This window comes from Cohnella xylanilytica (genome assembly GCF_014212175.1).
GTDB classification, from domain to species: domain Bacteria; phylum Bacillota; class Bacilli; order Paenibacillales; family Paenibacillaceae; genus Cohnella; species Cohnella xylanilytica.
On the sequence record NZ_JACJVR010000007.1, the window covers coordinates 22,982 to 39,190 of the forward strand.

The 16,209-nt window shown below is 64.7% G+C and carries 13 protein-coding genes; all 13 read left to right on the forward strand.

Annotated elements, in window-relative coordinates:
- Positions 1 to 33: 33 nt before the first annotated feature.
- The 13 genes from H7B90_RS02840 (at position 34) to H7B90_RS02900 (ending at position 16,185) form a co-directional block, all read left to right on the forward strand.
- On the forward strand, positions 34 to 1,245 hold the full coding sequence (locus H7B90_RS02840) for an aromatic ring-hydroxylating oxygenase subunit alpha (RefSeq protein ID WP_185134362.1): 1,212 nt from the start codon (positions 34 to 36) through the stop codon (positions 1,243 to 1,245).
- Positions 1,242 to 2,063: an alpha/beta fold hydrolase gene (locus H7B90_RS02845; RefSeq protein ID WP_185134363.1), complete on the forward strand. Its 822-nt coding sequence runs from the start codon at positions 1,242 to 1,244 to the stop codon at positions 2,061 to 2,063. Before H7B90_RS02840 ends, H7B90_RS02845 begins: the two co-directional genes overlap by 4 nt.
- Before the next feature lie 18 nt (positions 2,064 to 2,081).
- On the forward strand, positions 2,082 to 3,458 hold the full coding sequence (locus tag H7B90_RS02850) for a RidA family protein (RefSeq protein ID WP_185134364.1): 1,377 nt from the start codon (positions 2,082 to 2,084) through the stop codon (positions 3,456 to 3,458).
- 1 nt (position 3,459) lies between these two features.
- Positions 3,460 to 4,224 (forward strand): maleate cis-trans isomerase family protein, encoded by a 765-nt coding sequence (locus H7B90_RS02855; RefSeq protein ID WP_185134365.1) that lies wholly within the window; start codon positions 3,460 to 3,462, stop codon positions 4,222 to 4,224.
- Between the two features lie 22 nt (positions 4,225 to 4,246).
- Positions 4,247 to 5,626, forward strand: a complete 1,380-nt coding sequence (locus H7B90_RS02860) for an amidohydrolase family protein (protein ID WP_185134366.1) — start codon at positions 4,247 to 4,249, stop codon at positions 5,624 to 5,626.
- Positions 5,627 to 5,821: 195 nt separating this feature from the next.
- A complete protein-coding gene (locus tag H7B90_RS02865; protein WP_185134367.1) occupies positions 5,822 to 7,432 on the forward strand; it encodes a PucR family transcriptional regulator in 1,611 nt (536 codons plus the stop codon).
- 32 nt (positions 7,433 to 7,464) lie between these two features.
- Positions 7,465 to 8,790 carry a 5'-deoxyadenosine deaminase gene (locus H7B90_RS02870; RefSeq protein WP_185134368.1) on the forward strand — a complete coding sequence of 442 codons (1,326 nt, stop codon included), beginning with the start codon at positions 7,465 to 7,467 and terminating at the stop codon, positions 8,788 to 8,790.
- Positions 8,791 to 8,836: 46 nt separating this feature from the next.
- Positions 8,837 to 9,982, forward strand: coding sequence for an XdhC family protein (locus H7B90_RS02875; protein ID WP_185134369.1), 1,146 nt, complete (start codon positions 8,837 to 8,839; stop codon positions 9,980 to 9,982).
- Positions 9,897 to 10,517 carry a nucleotidyltransferase family protein gene (locus H7B90_RS02880; protein ID WP_185134370.1) on the forward strand — a complete coding sequence of 207 codons (621 nt, stop codon included), beginning with the start codon at positions 9,897 to 9,899 and terminating at the stop codon, positions 10,515 to 10,517. Before H7B90_RS02875 ends, H7B90_RS02880 begins: the two co-directional genes overlap by 86 nt.
- Positions 10,518 to 11,230: 713 nt before the next feature.
- Positions 11,231 to 12,421 carry a BMP family ABC transporter substrate-binding protein gene (locus H7B90_RS02885; RefSeq protein ID WP_185134371.1) on the forward strand — a complete coding sequence of 397 codons (1,191 nt, stop codon included), beginning with the start codon at positions 11,231 to 11,233 and terminating at the stop codon, positions 12,419 to 12,421.
- 150 nt (positions 12,422 to 12,571) lie between these two features.
- Positions 12,572 to 14,110, forward strand: coding sequence for an ABC transporter ATP-binding protein (locus H7B90_RS02890; RefSeq protein ID WP_185134372.1), 1,539 nt, complete (start codon positions 12,572 to 12,574; stop codon positions 14,108 to 14,110).
- Positions 14,107 to 15,237, forward strand: coding sequence for an ABC transporter permease (locus H7B90_RS02895; RefSeq protein ID WP_185134373.1), 1,131 nt, complete (start codon positions 14,107 to 14,109; stop codon positions 15,235 to 15,237). The genes H7B90_RS02890 and H7B90_RS02895 overlap by 4 nt, the downstream gene beginning before the upstream one ends.
- Positions 15,238 to 15,255: 18 nt before the next feature.
- Positions 15,256 to 16,185 (forward strand): ABC transporter permease, encoded by a 930-nt coding sequence (locus H7B90_RS02900; protein ID WP_185134374.1) that lies wholly within the window; start codon positions 15,256 to 15,258, stop codon positions 16,183 to 16,185.
- Positions 16,186 to 16,209 lie beyond the last annotated feature (24 nt).

A 16,209-nucleotide genomic window follows, 5' to 3' on the forward strand; every position in this document is an offset into this window, starting at 1 on the left:
CATTCACCCCGAGAACGAAGAGGAGGAATCGTCATGGCGTATTATCCGAACGAAGAGGTTCTGTCCATCCTGTCGCAGCTGGGACCGTCGCTGCTCGAGACGAAGGAAGCCCGCTCGATGCCGGCGGAATGCTACACGTCCGAGGAGTTCTTCAAGTTCGAGAAGGAGGCGGTCTACGCGAGAAGCTGGCTGTGCGTCGGGCGCCAGGAGCAAATTCCGAATCCGGGCGACTACTATTCGATCTCGATCAACGACGATCCGCTTCTGGTGACCCGCGACAAGAAGGGGAACATTCACGTCGTCTCCGCCGTCTGCCAGCATCGGGGCCACCTCGTCGCCGAAGGCTCCGGCAACTGCTCGACCTTCCGCTGTCCGCTTCACTGGTGGACGTATGGGCTCGACGGAGAGCTCGTGTCCGCCCCGGAGATGATCCGGATCGAGCCGTTCGACATTCTGCGCCACGACCACAGCCTGCCTCGCCTGAAGACGGAGATCTGGAACGGGTTCATCTTCTGCCACTTCGATCCGGACGCTCCGCCGCTCGCGCCGACGCTCTCGAAGCTGGACGCCGAGATGGCCAACTACCGGGTCGACGAGCTCGTGGCGATGCCGTTCGTGGACGTGGAGGACTGCGAATGGAATTGGAAAATCATGATCGAATCCTCCCTCGAGCCCTACCATACGAATTACTTGCACAAAGGCCCCCACGACTTCGCGCCGAGCCAGCTCGCCGGGTTCGTCGACTTCGACGAAGACGACGGCCAGATCATGCACCCGACGGGCTTCACCCACGTCGACGCCGGCTTCTCGCCGGACATGACGGCGAACTTCCCGGCCATCTCCACGCTGACGCTGGAGCAGCGGCAGCGGATGACGATCGCATCGGTCCCGCCGATGCTGACGCTCGGGCTGATGCCGGACCAGGTGTTCTGGAACATCATCCTGCCGCAAGGACCGGGCCGCATCCTGTTCCGCTCGGGCCTGCTGTATCCGCCGGAGACGGTCGCTCTTCCCGACTTCGAGGAGCGCTACAAGCGCGCGAACGACAGCATCCAGGAGATCAACGCGCAGGATCTCGCCGCGAACGCTTCCTTGCAGAAGGGGCTCCGCTCGCGGCTGTCCCGCCGCGGCCGGTACGCGGCGCTGGAGCGAACGCTGCCGCAGCTCAACAAGTGGCTGGCGAAGCGGTACTTCGATTATGTCCGAGGGCTTGGCATCGAGGTCGGGCCGATGAAGACCGTATGAGGCCGTCCGCGGACGATCCGCGCGAGACGCGCGAGCTGTTCCTGACGGGGCCGAAGCTAAGATTGCGACTGCTGGCCAGAGGCAATCCGCAAGGAAGGCCGGTGCTGTTCCTGCACGGGATTACCGAGAACGCGGCGGCGTTCGAGCCGATGCTGCGCGCGCTGCCGGACGACCTGTACGCGCTCGCTCTCGACTTGCGCGGACGGGGAGGGTCGGACAAGCCCGCGGAAGGCTACGGCGCGCTCGATTACGCCGAGGACCTGCTCGCCGTCTGGAACGTCTTCTCCGGCCATGCCGACAAGCCGGCGCTCGTCGGCCATTCCATGGGCGGCCGGGCGGCCTGCGCGTTCGCCGCGCTGTACCCCGATCTGGCGGCGGGCGTCGTCCTGATCGACCCGCCGCTGTCGGGCCCCGGCCGCGCGCCGTTCCCGCTCCCGCTCTCCCGCTTCCTGGAGCCGAAGCGGGCGCTGGCGGCGGGAGACCTTGAAGCCTTCCGCTCCTATTACGGAGGGGAAGGCTTCGACTACGACCGCAAAGCCCGCGAGCTCGCGGAATGCTCGGAGGAAGCCATCGTCTTGTCTTACGAGGCGATGAACCGGGATCCTTTTCACGCTTATTACCGAATGCTGCGCATACCCGCCCTGCTGATCTCGGCGGGATTGTCTCCTCTTATCTCGGAAGACGACGAAGAGGAGCTGCGCGGCTTGAACCGGCAAGTTCGCATCGCGAGAATGGACGGCGTGGGCCACGAGATCCACAAGCTGGCCCCGGAACGGCTGACGGGCGAGCTGCTCGGGTTCCTGTCGTCCTTGTCTTAATCCACGGAGGTGCATGGCATGTCGAAGGAGCTTGGCATCGAGGCCGTCTGGCCGGAAGGAATGGCGAAGCCGCCCATTCCGTACAGTCCCGCGGTGCGCGCGGGGGATTGGCTGTTCGTCTCGGGGCAGTCGGCGTCGGATCTGACGACGGGGCTCGCCCCGGAAGCGGCCGTGCCGGAGGCGTTCCCTTATTACCAGGACGCGATGGGCAAGCAGGCCGCGTATTTGTACGGACGGGTCGGGCGGATTCTGCGGGCGGCCGGCCTCGAGCCGGAGCGGGTCGTGCGCGTCAACCAGTGGTACGCCGCCGACATGAAGGCGCCGGGCTACGAGCGCGGCGACCTGACCGTGAACAACAAGCGGTACGTTCGGGAGAAGCATCGGTTTTTCGAGACGGTCAGTCCTCCGAGCACCGGCATCGGGGTTCGCGGCCATCTGGTCGAGGGGGCGAAGGTGGAGGCGGACTTCACCGCCCGCTACTCGGCGGACGGCGAATATCCGGTTGCGGTGTCGGCGCCCGGAGTGCCGAAGCCCGCGGCCGGCTATTCGGAAGGCGTGCGGATGGGGCATTGGGTGTTCCTGTCGGGAGACCTCGCGTCGGATTGGAAGGGCAACTGGGGAGAAGAGGGCTTCGAAGGGGAGGTGCACGCGCTCGCTCCGGAAGCTCGCACGAACGGCCTCTATTGGGGCGACGAGCCGGTCGCGAAGCAGACCGAGTACATTCTCGGGAGACTCGAGAAGGTGGCCGAGGCGGCGGGCACGAGCCTGAAGCACGCGGTCAAGGCTTACGTCTATCTGGCGGACCCGGCCGACTATCCGGCGTTCGAGGACGTCTGGGCGAAGCGGTTCCCCGACCCGCTCGACGCGCCGGCGCGCGCGCTCGTTCCGAACGTCGAGCTCGGGGCGAAGGGATGCAAGGTCGAGATCGGCATGGATCTGCTCATGCCCGAGGCCGCCCATCTGCGGCGGGCGGTGACCGGCGGCTGGACGCCGAAGAGCCAGGAGCCCCCGGCGATGCGGGCCGACGACCTGATCTATTTCAGCGGCCTCATGGCGACCGATCCCGCGACGGGATTGGCGAAGGAGGCGGCGCCGACGCCCGGGCTGCCGTACTTCGGCTCCGCCGGCTACAGGCAGATGGCTTACATTCTGGAAAAGGCGAGGCGCATCTGCGACGCGGCCGGCGTCTCGCTCGCCCGGACCGTGAAGGCGACGCTGTACTTCGCCGACCTCGGCTTGTACGCGGGGGCGATGGAAGCGTGGAAGGAAGCGTTCGCGGACGCCGGACACTACCCGGCGGCGACGGCGGTCGAGGTGAACCGCGGGCTGTGGGTGCCGGGCTGCGGCATTCTCGCCGACCTGGTGCTGTACGATCCGCAGGGGAGCGGGGCTTAGGATGGCGAGAATCGGCATGCTGACGCCGTCCTCGAACACGGTGCTGGAGCCGGTCACGAGCCGGCTTCTGGACGATCTGAATAGGGAAAGTCGGGACGGGCGGGAGAGGTGCGGCGTCCGGGAAGCGGCCACCGCGCACTTCGCGCGCGTCCGGGTGACGGAGATCTCGCTCGAGGCCCGCTCCGACGGGCAGTTCGCCGACGAGCCGATGCTCGCGGCGGCGGCGCTTCTCGCGGACGCCAAGGCCGATCTGCTCGTCTGGAACGGCACGTCCGGCAGCTGGCTCGGGCTGGAGCGGGACTTGGCGCTCGTACGGGCGATCGAAGCGGCGACGGGCATTCGCGCGACGACGTCGTCGCTGGCGATGAAGGAAGCGTACGAGAGGCTCGGCGTGCGCCGGCTCGGGCTCGTCACGCCGTATGCGGACGACGTCAACGCCCGCATCGCCGAGCGGTACCGGGAGCTTGGGCTCGAGTGCGCGCCGGCGCTCGGCTGCGGCATTCGCGAGAACGAGCGGTTCGCGCGGGTGCCGGAGGAGACGATCGAAGCGATGATCGTCGAAGCGGCCGGAAGCGGCCGGCTCGACGCGATCGCCGTCGTCTGCACGAACGTGAACGCGGCCTCTCTGGCCGTCCGGATGGAGAGCGTCCTCGGAATCCCGGTGCTCGATTCGGTCGCGGCGACCGCCTGGCAGGCGCTCGGCCTGCTCGGAATCGACGGGCGTTCGCTTGCCGGACGGTGGGGGCGCATTTTCGAATACGGCTGATGGAACAGGGAGGGGGAGCGGCGTGGAACGGTTGGATTATTGGATTCGCGGCTGCGTGGACCCGTTCTCCGGTGAGCGAACGGACATCGGCATCTCGGACGGGACCGTCGCGTACGTCCGTTCGGCCGCGTCCGGTTCCGGGGAGGAGCGGCTCGGGATGGACGGCAGCGGGATAGATGGAAGCAGGATGGATGGAAGCAGGATCGATGGAAGCGGGATGGGCGGGGGCGGCGCGAACGGAGGCGCGGGAGCCGGCGGAGCGGCCGAAGGCCTCGGGACGGGCGGACGCGGCAGCCCCGTCGTCGTGAACGCGGAGGGCTACGCGGCGCTGCCGGGGCTGGTCGAGACGCACATCCATCTGGACAAAGCGTTCCTCTCGTCCCGGATGCCGGGCGTCGCCTCCGACCTTAAGCAGGCGATCGCGATGACCGCGGAGCTGAAGAAGACGTACACGAAGGAAGACATTGCGGAGAGGTCGCGAAGGGTGCTGGACCGGGCCTCCCGGTTCGGAGTGACGCTGCTGCGCGCGCAAGCGGAGATCGATCCGATCGCGGGTCTCAAGAGCATGGAATCGGCGCTGGAGCTGAAGAGAGAATACGCGGACCGGATGGACATCCAGCTCGTCGCGTTCCCGCAGGAGGGAATCTTCCAGTCCCCGGGGACCGCGGAGCTGCTCGAAGAGGCGATCCGGATGGGAGCCGACGCCGTCGGCGGCATTCCGTACAACGACCGCGACGCGGCCGAGCATCTCGGCTTCGTCTTCCGGATGGCCGAGGCGCATGGGCTGCCCGTGGACCTGCATATCGACTTCTCCGACGATCCGGACCGGCTCGATATCGCGGAGGCGATCCGGCTGACGAAGGAATTCGGAATGGAGGGGCGGGTCGCGGTCGGCCATCTCACTTCGCTCGGCTCGGCCGAGCCGGACGTCGCGAAGCGGATCGCGGCGGGCATCGCCGATGCCGGCATCCACGTGTTCGCGCTTCCCGCGACGGACCTGTACTTGAACGGAAGAGGCGACGAATGCCGCGTCCGGCGCGGGCTGACGCCGGTCCGCCTGCTGCTGGAAGCCGGGGCGAACGTCTGCTACGGCTCGAACAACATCCGCAACGCGTTCACGCCGTTCGGCACCGCCGACCCTCTCGACATCGGGCTGCTGCTGGCGCAGACGGCGCACCTGGGGACGGACGAGGACGCGCGGCGTATGCTGGAGATGTGCACGGTTCGGGCGTCCAAGGCCTTGCTCGGGCATTCCCTCCGCATCCGGGAGGGAATGCCGGCCGATCTGACGCTGATCCGGGGAGCGGGGGCGGCGGAGCTGCTGTACGAGCGGCCGAGGGACCGGATGGTATGGAAGAGAGGGAGGCTCGTCGCGCACACGGTTACATGTATGGAAAGATAACAACATATTTTCTCATATTCGGCCAAATATGGGATTGCGACGCAAGAAAATCGATAAAATCAGCTTAAATTTATGTAATATTATATTACATTATATATTGATATTCTTCGTTTTCGCCCCTAAAATGTTATTAATAATAACATAAACGGAAGGCGGCGGCCGATCGCGGCAGCCGTTCCGGGGGAGGGGTTCGTCGTGCATTTGACCGTCGAGCAAGCTCTGAACGTCTATCCTCTGTCCGAAGGCAGGTTGATCGCCGGCAGAAGGGGCAGCAACCGCGTCGTCAAATCCGTCAACATCATGGACGCTCCGGACATCACGGACTGGATCAAGGAAGGCGAGATGCTGTTCACGACCGCCTACCTGATCAAGGACCGCCCCGAAGAAGGGGCGGAGCTGCTCCGGAAGCTGGACCAATGCGGCTCGTCCGGCCTCGGCATCAAGCTGGGGCGCTTCTGGTCCGAGATTCCGGAGCCGCTTATCGCGAGAGCGAACGAGTTGGGTTTTCCCCTGATCGAGCTCCCCTATCAATTCACTCTCTCCGATCAGATGAACGGGCTGTTCAACGCGGAGATGAAGCGCAGCACCGGCCTTCTGCAGGACGTGCTCGACAAGCAGGTTCGCCTGATGCGGTTCGCGCTGCAGTCGGACCCGATCCGCCATCTGTTCGAGATGATCGAAGGCGTCATCGGCGATCCGATCGCGGTCGTCGGTTCGCGCGGCCAGCTCATCTACAATTCCTCCGGCTTGCCCGACGCCGAGCTGCAAGCCCAGTGGCCCTGGCAGCAGCGGCATTGCTGGGTCAAGAACAAGGGCTGGCACGCCTTCCGCGTTCCTCTTATGAAGCAGGAGCAATGCACCGGATACGTGCTGTTCTTCACCCCGAGGGTCCTTCTATCGGCCATCGAGGAGAGCTTGTACTTCCAGGCGGCGGAGCTGCTCTCCTTCCACTTGAACTTCAACTACGAGGATTACTTCGAATTGTCCGTCCAGAAGGACTTCGGCGTGCTGATCAAGCGCCATCTCAAAAACGGTCTCCCCATCGAGACGGTGACGGAATACGCCGAACGCTGGGAGATCGATCTGCTCGGCCAGCCGTACCGATGCGTGCTGACGGACCTCGCGGCGGCGGAAGAGCCGGCCGGCCGGCTGGAGGAGCTCGACGCTCTCAAGGGAGAGTTCCTCGGGCACTCGAAGCTTCAGGAGCTGAAGGGGCTGCACATCGTCATGGACGAAGGGCTGCTCTCCGTGTTCCCGGCGACGGGCGAAGACCCGGGCGGCGAAGCGCTGGCCGCGGCGCTGGCCGCTTGCTTGGCCGGGCTCAAGGGGAACGGAAGCGCGGCGTTCAAGTCGGCGCTGAGCGGCCGGAAGCGGTCGGCCGCTCAGCTCGCGGAGGCGTTCGGCGAATGCCGGGAGACGCAGCGGCTGTCCCGCGCCTGGGGGATGGGCGACCGAATCGTGCGGTACGAGACGCTCGATCTGGCGTTTATTTTCGAACAGGTGCCGCGCGAGCGGATGCGGGTCTACTGCGACCGGTGGCTGGGCGGTCTGATGGGCAAGGATCCGGAATACGTTCAAGAGATGATGAGGACTCTCGAGACTTACCTGGACAACGACGGGCAATTGAACGAGACGGCGAAGAAGCTGTTCATCCACCGCAATACCGCGACGTACCGGATCGAGAAGCTCGGCGAGCTGCTGGACGTCGACTTCAAGAGAATCAACGATCTGCTTCGGCTCAAAATGGTGTTCCTGTTCCGCCGCATGCTGGCGCGGGAAGGGACTTCGGCGGACCGCAACCGGTAATCGCGCGATTCCACCGCTTGGAGGGGTTTGACATGACGACGAAGCTGATCCGCAACGCCGTCATCCTGACGATGAATCCGAATCTGGACATCGTGGCGGGAGACGTGCTCATACAAGACAATCGCATCGGGAGAATCGGCCCGAACCTGCAAGACGAGGCGGACGTCGTCATCGACGCGGCGGGGAAGGCGCTGCTGCCCGGCTTCGTGCAGACTCATATTCACTTGTGCCAGACGCTGTTCCGCGGCCGCGCGGACGACCTCGCCCTGATCGATTGGCTGCGCAGCCGGATCTGGCCGCTCGAGGCCGCGCATTCCGAGGATTCCGTCTACTATTCGGCCTTGCTCGGCTTGGGAGAGCTTATTCGCAGCGGAACGACGACGATCCTCGACATGGAGACGGTCCATCATACCGACGCCGCGTTCCGCGCGATCGAATCGAGCGGCATGCGGGCGATCTCGGGCAAGGTGATGATGGATCACGGAACGGAGGTGCCGCTGCCGCTTCAGGAGGAGACGGGGAGGTCGCTTCAGGAGAGCGTCGATCTGTTGGAAAAGTGGAACGGAGCCGCCAACGGGAGAATCCATTACGCGTTCTGCCCGAGGTTCGTCGTCTCGTGCACGGAAGAGCTGCTCGTCGGAGTGCGGGATTTGTCCGCCCGGTACGGGGTGCGGGTTCATACCCACGCCTCGGAGAACCGCGACGAGATCGCGTTGGTCGAGGCCGAGCGCGGCATGCGCAACGTCGTCTATCTCGATCATATCGGACTGGCGCGGCCGAATCTCATCCTCGCCCACAGCATCTGGCTCGACGAGGAAGAGAAGCGCATCATCCAGGAGCGCGGCGTCAAGGTGACCCATTGTCCCGGCTCCAACCTGAAGCTCGCTTCCGGGATCGCGGAGGTGCCGGACCTGCTCGGCCGGGGCATTCCGGTCGGCATCGGCGCGGACGGCGCTCCGTGCAACAACAACCTGGATATGTACCAGGAGATGCGGCTGACCGCCTTCATCCAGAAGGTGCGCCACGGGCCGACGGCGATGGACGCCCGGACGGTGCTGCGCATGGCGACGATGGGCGGGGCGGAGGTGCTCGGGCTGGAGAAGGAGATCGGCAGCATCGAGGTCGGCAAGCTCGCGGATCTGCAGCTGCTCGACCTGGAAGACTTCCACGTCTATCCGTCCTACGACGCGGACCTGTTCTCCCGCGTCGTCTACGCCGCCACCCGCGGGGACGTCGACACGGTGCTGATCGACGGGGAGATCGTCATGTCCGGCAAGCGGGTGCGGACGATCGACCGCTCGGTCGTTCTGAAGGAAGCGGACCGGTCGCTCAAGGGGCTGCTCGCCCGCATCGGCTGACGAGGGCGGGCGCGGAGGACGAACCGGAACGGAAGGGGGGGTTCGCATGGACGCGTACGACATCTTGCGTCGTCTCGCGGAATCGGAGGAGCCGGCCGTGCTGGCGACCGTCGTCGGCGTCGAAGGCCACGCGTACCGCAAGGCAGGGGCGGCGATGCTGTTCACGGCCGAAGGCGGGAAGATCGGCAGCATCAGCCCGGGCTGCCTCGAATCCGACTTGCGCGAGAGAGTCCCGGCGTTGCTGGAGAGCGGCGAGCCCGAGATCGTCGCCTACGACATGCGCCCGGAAGAGGATGCGATCTGGGGCGAGAGCGTCGGCTGCGGAGGCCGGCTGCGCATCTTGCTCGAGCCCGTCGCGGGCGAGCTGCGGCGCGTGCTCCGGGAGGCGCGCCGGCTGAACGAAGCCGGGGCGGCCGTGCGGCTGCTGCGCTACGCGGAGCCGGGCGGCATCCGGTACGAAGCGGAGGTCGAAGCCGATGCCGGAAGCCGCGGTTCGGCCGCGGCGAATCCGGCGCTGGCGGCTGCGGCTCCGACGAATTCGGGCTCGACGGCTGCGGCTGCGGCCTTTGCTTCGGTCCCGGCTTCGGGCAAGCGGGCGTCTCCGTCTTCGGCGGAGCGGCCTTGGTTCGAGACGACGCTCGCTCCCCGGCCGAGGCTTGTCCTGTTCGGGGCGGGCGGGGATCTCGACCCGATCTTCCGGCAGGCCGCGGCGCTCGGCTTCCGGATCGCCGTGGCGGATTGGCGGCCGGGATTGGCGACGCCGGAGCGGTTCCCGGGCGCCGAGCTCGCGACGGGGACGGCCGGCGCCATTGTGCAAGCTCTGGGCGTGGGGCCGTCGGATTACGCCATCGTCTGCGGCCATCAGCTGCGGAAGGACCGCGAGATGATCGAAGCGCTGCTGCCGATCGAACCCGCCTATCTGGGAGTCATGGGCTCGCGGAGGCGGATCGAGCTTCTGTTCGAAGGGCTGCCGAAGCCGCCGTTCGTCCGGGCCCCGGTCGGGCTCGACATCGGCGCGGACGGACCCGAGGAGATCGCGGTCAGCGTCGCGGCGGAGCTCGTCGCCGTGCGGGGCCGCGGCCGAAGCCGGAAGGGAGGGGGCGGAGATGCGGATAGCCGGCATTCTGCTGGCGGCTGGCCGGAGCCGAAGAATGGGGAGGCCGAAGCTGTCCCTCGAGCTTGCTCCCGGTAGGCCGCTCGGCGCGGAGACGCTCGGGCGGATGCTCGCCTACCCGAGGCTGGATCGAGTCGTCGCGGTCGTCCGTCCGGACGACGACTTGCGCTGGGCCGAGCCGGTCCGCGCGGCCGATCGCGGCGGCAGGCTCGTCTTCGCGGCGTGCGAGCGGTTCGCGGAAGGGATGGCATTCTCGCTTCGACGAGGGCTGGCCGAGGCGGAAGCCTTCGGAACGCCCGACGCCGTATTGGTCGCGCTGGCGGATCAGCCGTTCATCGACGCGGAGCTGCTCGATTCGCTGATCGAGGCGTATGCGCGCGACCGAAGCCTCGACTTCGCGGCGTGTCGCGACGGAGAAGAGGCGCGGCCGCCGGCGCTGCTCGGAGCCTCCATGTTCGGGCCGATCGCGCGCCTGGTGGGCGACCGGGGCGCGCGCGGCCTTCTGGCCGATCCCCGCTGCAAGGGGGCGCTCGTCGAGCCGCGATCGGCGATCGCGTTCGTGGATATCGATACTCCGGAGGATTTGAAGCGGGCCGTCCGTCTGCGGCGTTAGGCGGCGGCTCTTTTTTTCTGCATACAGACTTGTTATCCGGGCTCGGAGTTGCTTGTCTTTGCGGAGATCGTGTCGCGTGGAGCTTCTCTATTTTTGCCTGGTTCCCGCTTCGATTGGCCCCTTTTTCCTCCTGGTGGCCCTCAATAAGATCGCTGAGATTCGTTAGATTTTTAAAAGGGCTTTTGATGCTAAATAGCGACTCCTGAGTTTGTTAGAGAACGGGGCCTGCGAGCCGGAACGCTGTGATTCCGATTGCAACCATATACGAGACTTCCAAGTCTTCATATCCCAAGAAGTCTGCTAGGGAAATGGTCATTCGTAGTTTGTTTCTGCCGTTGCTCCATTCGTATACAGGCCTCGTTACTCATGGCGGGGCGCTATCTTGGATCGTTTCGCCATACGGACGTATCATGCGGAAGTTCGGGCAGCCGAATCCCCTATTCCAAGAATCTGTAGCGGATTGGTCTTGCTAAGTTTTTTCAATTTCAGCCCATTTGAATGTTACATAACATGACGTAAAATCAAAGAAAGTGCACCGCGCACAATAGAAACCCGTACGATTCATGAATCTCGCCAATCAAACGTAAAGAAAGTTGACGTATATTAAGGGTAAAAGTATATTTTAACTAAGTCGCCGCCGATTTGAAGGTTAAATGTAACGTTAACTTCCATGAAGACAGGCGGACAAAAACAGAGAGTCGGGGAGGAACCGTATGAAAAGGTTGAAGAGGTCATGGTCTCTCGGATTGGTTATGGTAACGATGCTGGCCGCCGCGTTGTCCGCGTGCGGAGGGGGCAACAACGGCAATTCCGCTTCCGGCGGATCGGCATCCTCGTCGCCTTCGGCAAGCCCGTCGGCACCGGCTTCCGCAAGCGGATCCCCGTCGGCTTCGCCTGCAAGCGGCGGAATCGCCAATCCCCGCGTCGCGTTCGTGTACATCGGTCCTCCGGGAGACGGCGGCTGGACGTACCAGCACGATCAAGGCCGGCAGTACATGGAGAAGGAGCTCGGCATCAAGGCCGATACGGTCGAGAACGTGCCGGAGAGCGCGGACGCCGAGAGAATCATCAGCGATCTCGCGCAGAATCACGACATTATTTTCACGACCAGCTTCGGTTACATGGAATGGACGCTTAACGCCGCCAAGAAGTTCCCGAACGTCAAGTTCGAGCACGCGGGCGGCTACAAGACGAACGACAACATGGCCACCTACTTCGGCAAAAACTGGGAAGCCAGCTACCTGAGCGGCATCGCGGCCGGCAAAATGACGAAGAAGAACGTGCTCGGCTACGTCGCCGCCTTCCCGATTCCGGAGCTGATCTACAATATCAACGCCTTCACGCTCGGCGCGCAGAGCGTCAACAAGGACGTCAAGGTCAACGTCGTCTGGACGAACACCTGGTTCGATCCGACGACCGAGCGCAACGCCGCGATGAGCTTGCTCGACAAGGGCGCGGACGTGCTCATCGCCTACCAGGATTCGCCGGCTTCGCTGCAAGCGGCCGCCGAGAAGGGCGCGCTGGCCGGGGGCAACGATTCGGACATGACCCGCTACGCGCCGAAGGCTTACCTGACGAACCCGATCTGGAACTGGGGCCCGTACTACGTCAAGAAGGTCAAGGCGCTGATGGACGGCACCTGGACGAACGAGCAGTACCTCGGTTCGTTCCAGGACGGCATGGTCGACATCGCTCCGCTCGGCGAGAGCATTCCGGAGGACGTCAAGAAGCTGGTAAGCGACACGAAGGAGAAGTTCCTGAAGGGCGAGCTGAACGTCTTCGTCGGCCCGATCAAGGATCAGGGCGGAGCCGAGAAGATCGCTTCCGGCCAGACGCTGACGGACGCCGAGATTCTCGAGATGAACTGGTTCGTCCAAGGGGTCGAAGGCACGATTCCGAAGTAACCGAAGCGCTTCCCGCCTGCCCATACTCCGATCGACAAATCCCTTCCCGGAGGGATTTGTTGATTATTCGGGCAAGCGGCCGGGACGGGGGGCGGGAGAAGCGAGCGAGATCGGGGGGCCATCGGGCCTTCCCGGACAGGAGGAACGGATATGAACGAGACATACTCGCTGGAGATGAGGCAGATCGTCAAGACGTTCGGACCGGTCGTCGCGAACGACCGGGTCGACTTCCGCTGCCGGCCGGGAGAAGTGCACGCCCTGCTCGGGGAGAACGGGGCCGGCAAGAGCACGATCATGTGCATGCTCTCCGGCGTCTACCGGCCGACGAGCGGGGAGATCTACATTCGCGGCAAGCAGGCGAAGATCCGTTCGCCCAAGGACGCGGCGAAGCTGGGCGTCGGGATGGTGTTCCAGAACTTCCGGCTCGTACAGACGCTGACCGCGACCGAGAACATCGTGCTCGGGGAGAAGTCGTCGTTCTGGCGCGGCCCGGGCTGGCTGAGGAGGAAGGAGGAGGAGATCGAGGCGATCGCGAAGCGGTTCGGCCTGCTCTTCCCCGTCGACCGGCCGATCTGGCAGCTGTCCGTCGGCGAGCAGCAGCGGGTGGAGATCGTCAAGACGCTCTACCGCGGGGCGGAGTTCATCATTCTGGACGAACCGACGTCGGTGCTCACGCCGGGGGAGGCGGAGCAGCTGTTCGAGACGCTCGCCCAGATGAAGGCCGAGGGCAAGACCGTCATTCTGACGACCCACAAGATGAAGGAAGTGATGGCCGCCGCGGACCGCATCTCGGTTATGCGCAAGGGCCGCATGATCCATACGATCGCCAAGGCGGACACGAACGAGAAGGAGCTGGCGAAGCTGATGGTCGGCAAGGAATCGGCCGCCGTCCGGCGGGAGAGCCGTCCCCGCGCGAAGGGACCGGTCCTGCTCGAGGTTCGGAACCTGGACGTCTACGGGGATCACGGGCGCCTGGCGCTGAACGACCTCAGCCTGACGATCCGCGCGGGCGAGATCGTCGGGGTGGCCGGCGTCGCGGGCAACGGGCAGAAGGAATTGGCCGAGGTGCTGAACGGGCTCCTCCCGTGGAAGAAGGGCAAGATCGTGTTCAACGGACGGGAATTCAAGACCGCGTCCGTTCGGGGGGCGATCGAAGCGGGCATCTCGCACGTCCCCGAGAACCGGATGAAGAGCGGGCTGGCGGGCAGCCTGGGGGTTGTCGACAACTTGCTGTTCAAGTCGTACCGCTCCGGGGAGAGGTCGAAGTACGGGTTCCTGCGCAGCGCGAGCAACCGCGAATGGTCGCAGTCGCTCGTCGAGCAGTTCGACGTCAGGACGCCGGGGCTCGATACGCCGGTGCGGCAGCTGTCCGGAGGCAATCAGCAGAAGCTGCTGTTCGCCCGCGAGATTCATCGCAACCCGCATCTGATGGTCGCGGTGCATCCGACCCAGGGGCTCGACGTCGGGGCGACGGAGGCCGTGCATCGGCTCCTTGAGAATCTGCGCGACGAAGGACGCAGCGTGCTGCTCATCTCGGAGGACCTCGACGAGGTGATGCAGCTGTCCGACCGCATCCTGGTTCTCTATAACGGCAGCATCGTCGGAGAGAGGGGCCGAGAGGAAGCGGACCGCGAGACGATCGGCATGTACATGGCGGGCATCCGGGACGAGAAGGAGGAAGCGGTATGAACGAGAGACCGGCAACGACGGCGTCGTCCGGGGCGGCGGCCTTGGACGCGGGAGCGGGAGCGGGCCCTTCGAAGCGCTTCTCCTGGCGGCTCGAGATCGATCCCTCGCGGAAGGAGAGCCCGTGGTGGATGACGTTCGTCTCCGTCGCGCTCGCGCTGCTCGCCTGCGCCGCCTTCATCGCGGCGAACGGCAAGAACCCTTGGACCGTCTACGAGAAAATGTTCAGCGGCGCGTTCGCCACCGAGTTCGGCATCACCGAGACGCTCGTCAAGGCGATTCCGCTTCTGCTGTGCGGCCTCGGCGTCTCGATCGCCTACCGGATCTCGGTATGGAACATCGGCGCCGAGGGGCAGTTCGCCGCGGGCGCGATCGCCGCTACCGCGGTGACGATCTACTTCCCGGATCTGCCGTTCTACGCGACGATCCCGCTCATGGCGCTGTTTGGCATCGCGGCGGGCGGAATCTGGGGAGCGCTGACGGCGATTCCCAAGACGTATTTTCAAGTCAACGAACTGATTACGTCCTTGATGCTCAATTACGTGGCGCTGCTGCTGCTCGACTACTTCGTGTTCGGGCCGTGGAAGGATCCGAAGGGGTTCAACTTCCCCGGCACCCCGATGTTCAATGACGCGCAGTCGCTGCCGGTGCTGGGCGACACCCGCCTTCACTTCGGCCTCGTCTTCGCGCTGGCGGCCGTCGTCCTGTACGCGTTCGTCGTCCGGTATACGCGCTGGGGCTACGAGCTTCGCCTCATCGGGGCCAATCCCGAAGCCGCCAAGAACGCGGGCATTCATCTGAAGCGGCACATTCTGATCGTCATGATCGTAAGCGGCGCGCTTGCGGGACTCGCGGGAATGAGCGAGGTGTCGGGCGTCACGCACCGGCTCATGTACGGCATCTCCCCGGGCTACGGCTACACGGCCATCATCGTCGCCTGGATCGCGAAGCTGCATCCGGTCGGGCTCGTCGTCTCGTCCGTGCTGTTCGGCGGGCTGATCGTCGGCGGCTACAGCGTGCAGACGATGGGGCTTCCGTCCTCGATCTCGAACATGCTGCAGGGCGCGATCCTGTTCTTCCTGATCGCGGGCAACATGGCCTTCAAATTCCGGCTGCGGAGGAGCGGCTAACCAAAGGAGCGAACGACGATGGACCTCATTACCCAACTGCTGGTCGCCGCTCTGTCTTCGGGCACCCCGCTCTTGTTCGCGACGCTCGGCGGCATTCTCATCGAGAGATCCGGCATCATCCAGCTCGGCGCTGAAGGCTTGATGCTGATGGGCGCGGTCGCCGCCTGCCTGACGTATCTCCATACGGGCAGCCTGGCTCTGACGCTGCTCGCGGCGCTGGCGGTCGGCGCGGCTCTCGGCCTGATCCATTCCGCGCTCACGGTGACGCTCAGAGCGAACCAGATCGTCAGCGGTCTCGCGATGACGCTGTTCGGAACGGGTCTCAGCGCTTATCTGGGCAAGTCGATCACGGGTCAGCCGATTCCCGGCGCCGTGCCGAAGATCGACCTCGCTTTCCTCGAGCCGGTGCCGGTCGTCGGCGACCTGTTCGCCCATCTGGACCTGCTGACCTGGCTCAGCTTCCTGCTCGTTATCGTCCTGCATTTGTTCATTCATCGGACGTCCTGGGGGCTTCACCTGCGGGCGATCGGCGACAACCCGCCGACGGCGGACGTCATGGGCATTCCGGTGCAGGCGTTCCGTTACGGCTGCATCGTCGTCGGTTCGATGCTGATCGGCCTCGCGGGAGCCGACCTGCTGCTGGTCTATTCCCCGACCTGGATCGAGGGAATGACGGCCGGACGCGGCTGGATCGCGGTCGCGCTCATCATCTTCGCCCGCTGGAATCCGCTTCGCGCCATGTTCTGCGCCTATTTCTTCGGCGCGATGGACACGATCGGCTTCAAGATTCAGCTGATCGGCAGCGCGATTCCGTCTTATTTTCTGAAAATGATTCCTTACGTCGTCACGATTCTCGTCCTCATGTTCCTCGGCTACCGCAACCGCAACAAGCCTTCGGGCTCCCCGGAAGCGCTCGGCCTTCCTTATATCCGGGAGCAGCGGTTCTGAAGCTTGGGACGCCGTACGTTCGAC

Excerpts from the sequence above, each read along its gene's own strand:
- H7B90_RS02850 (WP_185134364.1), top strand. The coding sequence starts at position 2,082 with ATGTCGAAGGAGCTTGGCATCGAGGCCGTCTGGCCGGAAGGAATGGCG.
- H7B90_RS02845 (WP_185134363.1), top strand. The coding sequence starts at position 1,242 with ATGAGGCCGTCCGCGGACGATCCGCGCGAGACGCGCGAGCTGTTCCTG.
- H7B90_RS02890 (WP_185134372.1), top strand. The coding sequence starts at position 12,572 with ATGAACGAGACATACTCGCTGGAGATGAGGCAGATCGTCAAGACGTTC.
- H7B90_RS02840 (WP_185134362.1), top strand. The coding sequence starts at position 34 with ATGGCGTATTATCCGAACGAAGAGGTTCTGTCCATCCTGTCGCAGCTG.
- H7B90_RS02885 (WP_185134371.1), top strand. The coding sequence starts at position 11,231 with ATGAAAAGGTTGAAGAGGTCATGGTCTCTCGGATTGGTTATGGTAACG.
- H7B90_RS02870 (WP_185134368.1), top strand. The coding sequence starts at position 7,465 with ATGACGACGAAGCTGATCCGCAACGCCGTCATCCTGACGATGAATCCG.
- H7B90_RS02895 (WP_185134373.1), top strand. The coding sequence starts at position 14,107 with ATGAACGAGAGACCGGCAACGACGGCGTCGTCCGGGGCGGCGGCCTTG.
- H7B90_RS02900 (WP_185134374.1), top strand. The coding sequence starts at position 15,256 with ATGGACCTCATTACCCAACTGCTGGTCGCCGCTCTGTCTTCGGGCACC.
- H7B90_RS02855 (WP_185134365.1), top strand. The coding sequence starts at position 3,460 with ATGGCGAGAATCGGCATGCTGACGCCGTCCTCGAACACGGTGCTGGAG.
- H7B90_RS02880 (WP_185134370.1), top strand. The coding sequence starts at position 9,897 with ATGCGGATAGCCGGCATTCTGCTGGCGGCTGGCCGGAGCCGAAGAATG.
- H7B90_RS02875 (WP_185134369.1), top strand. The coding sequence starts at position 8,837 with ATGGACGCGTACGACATCTTGCGTCGTCTCGCGGAATCGGAGGAGCCG.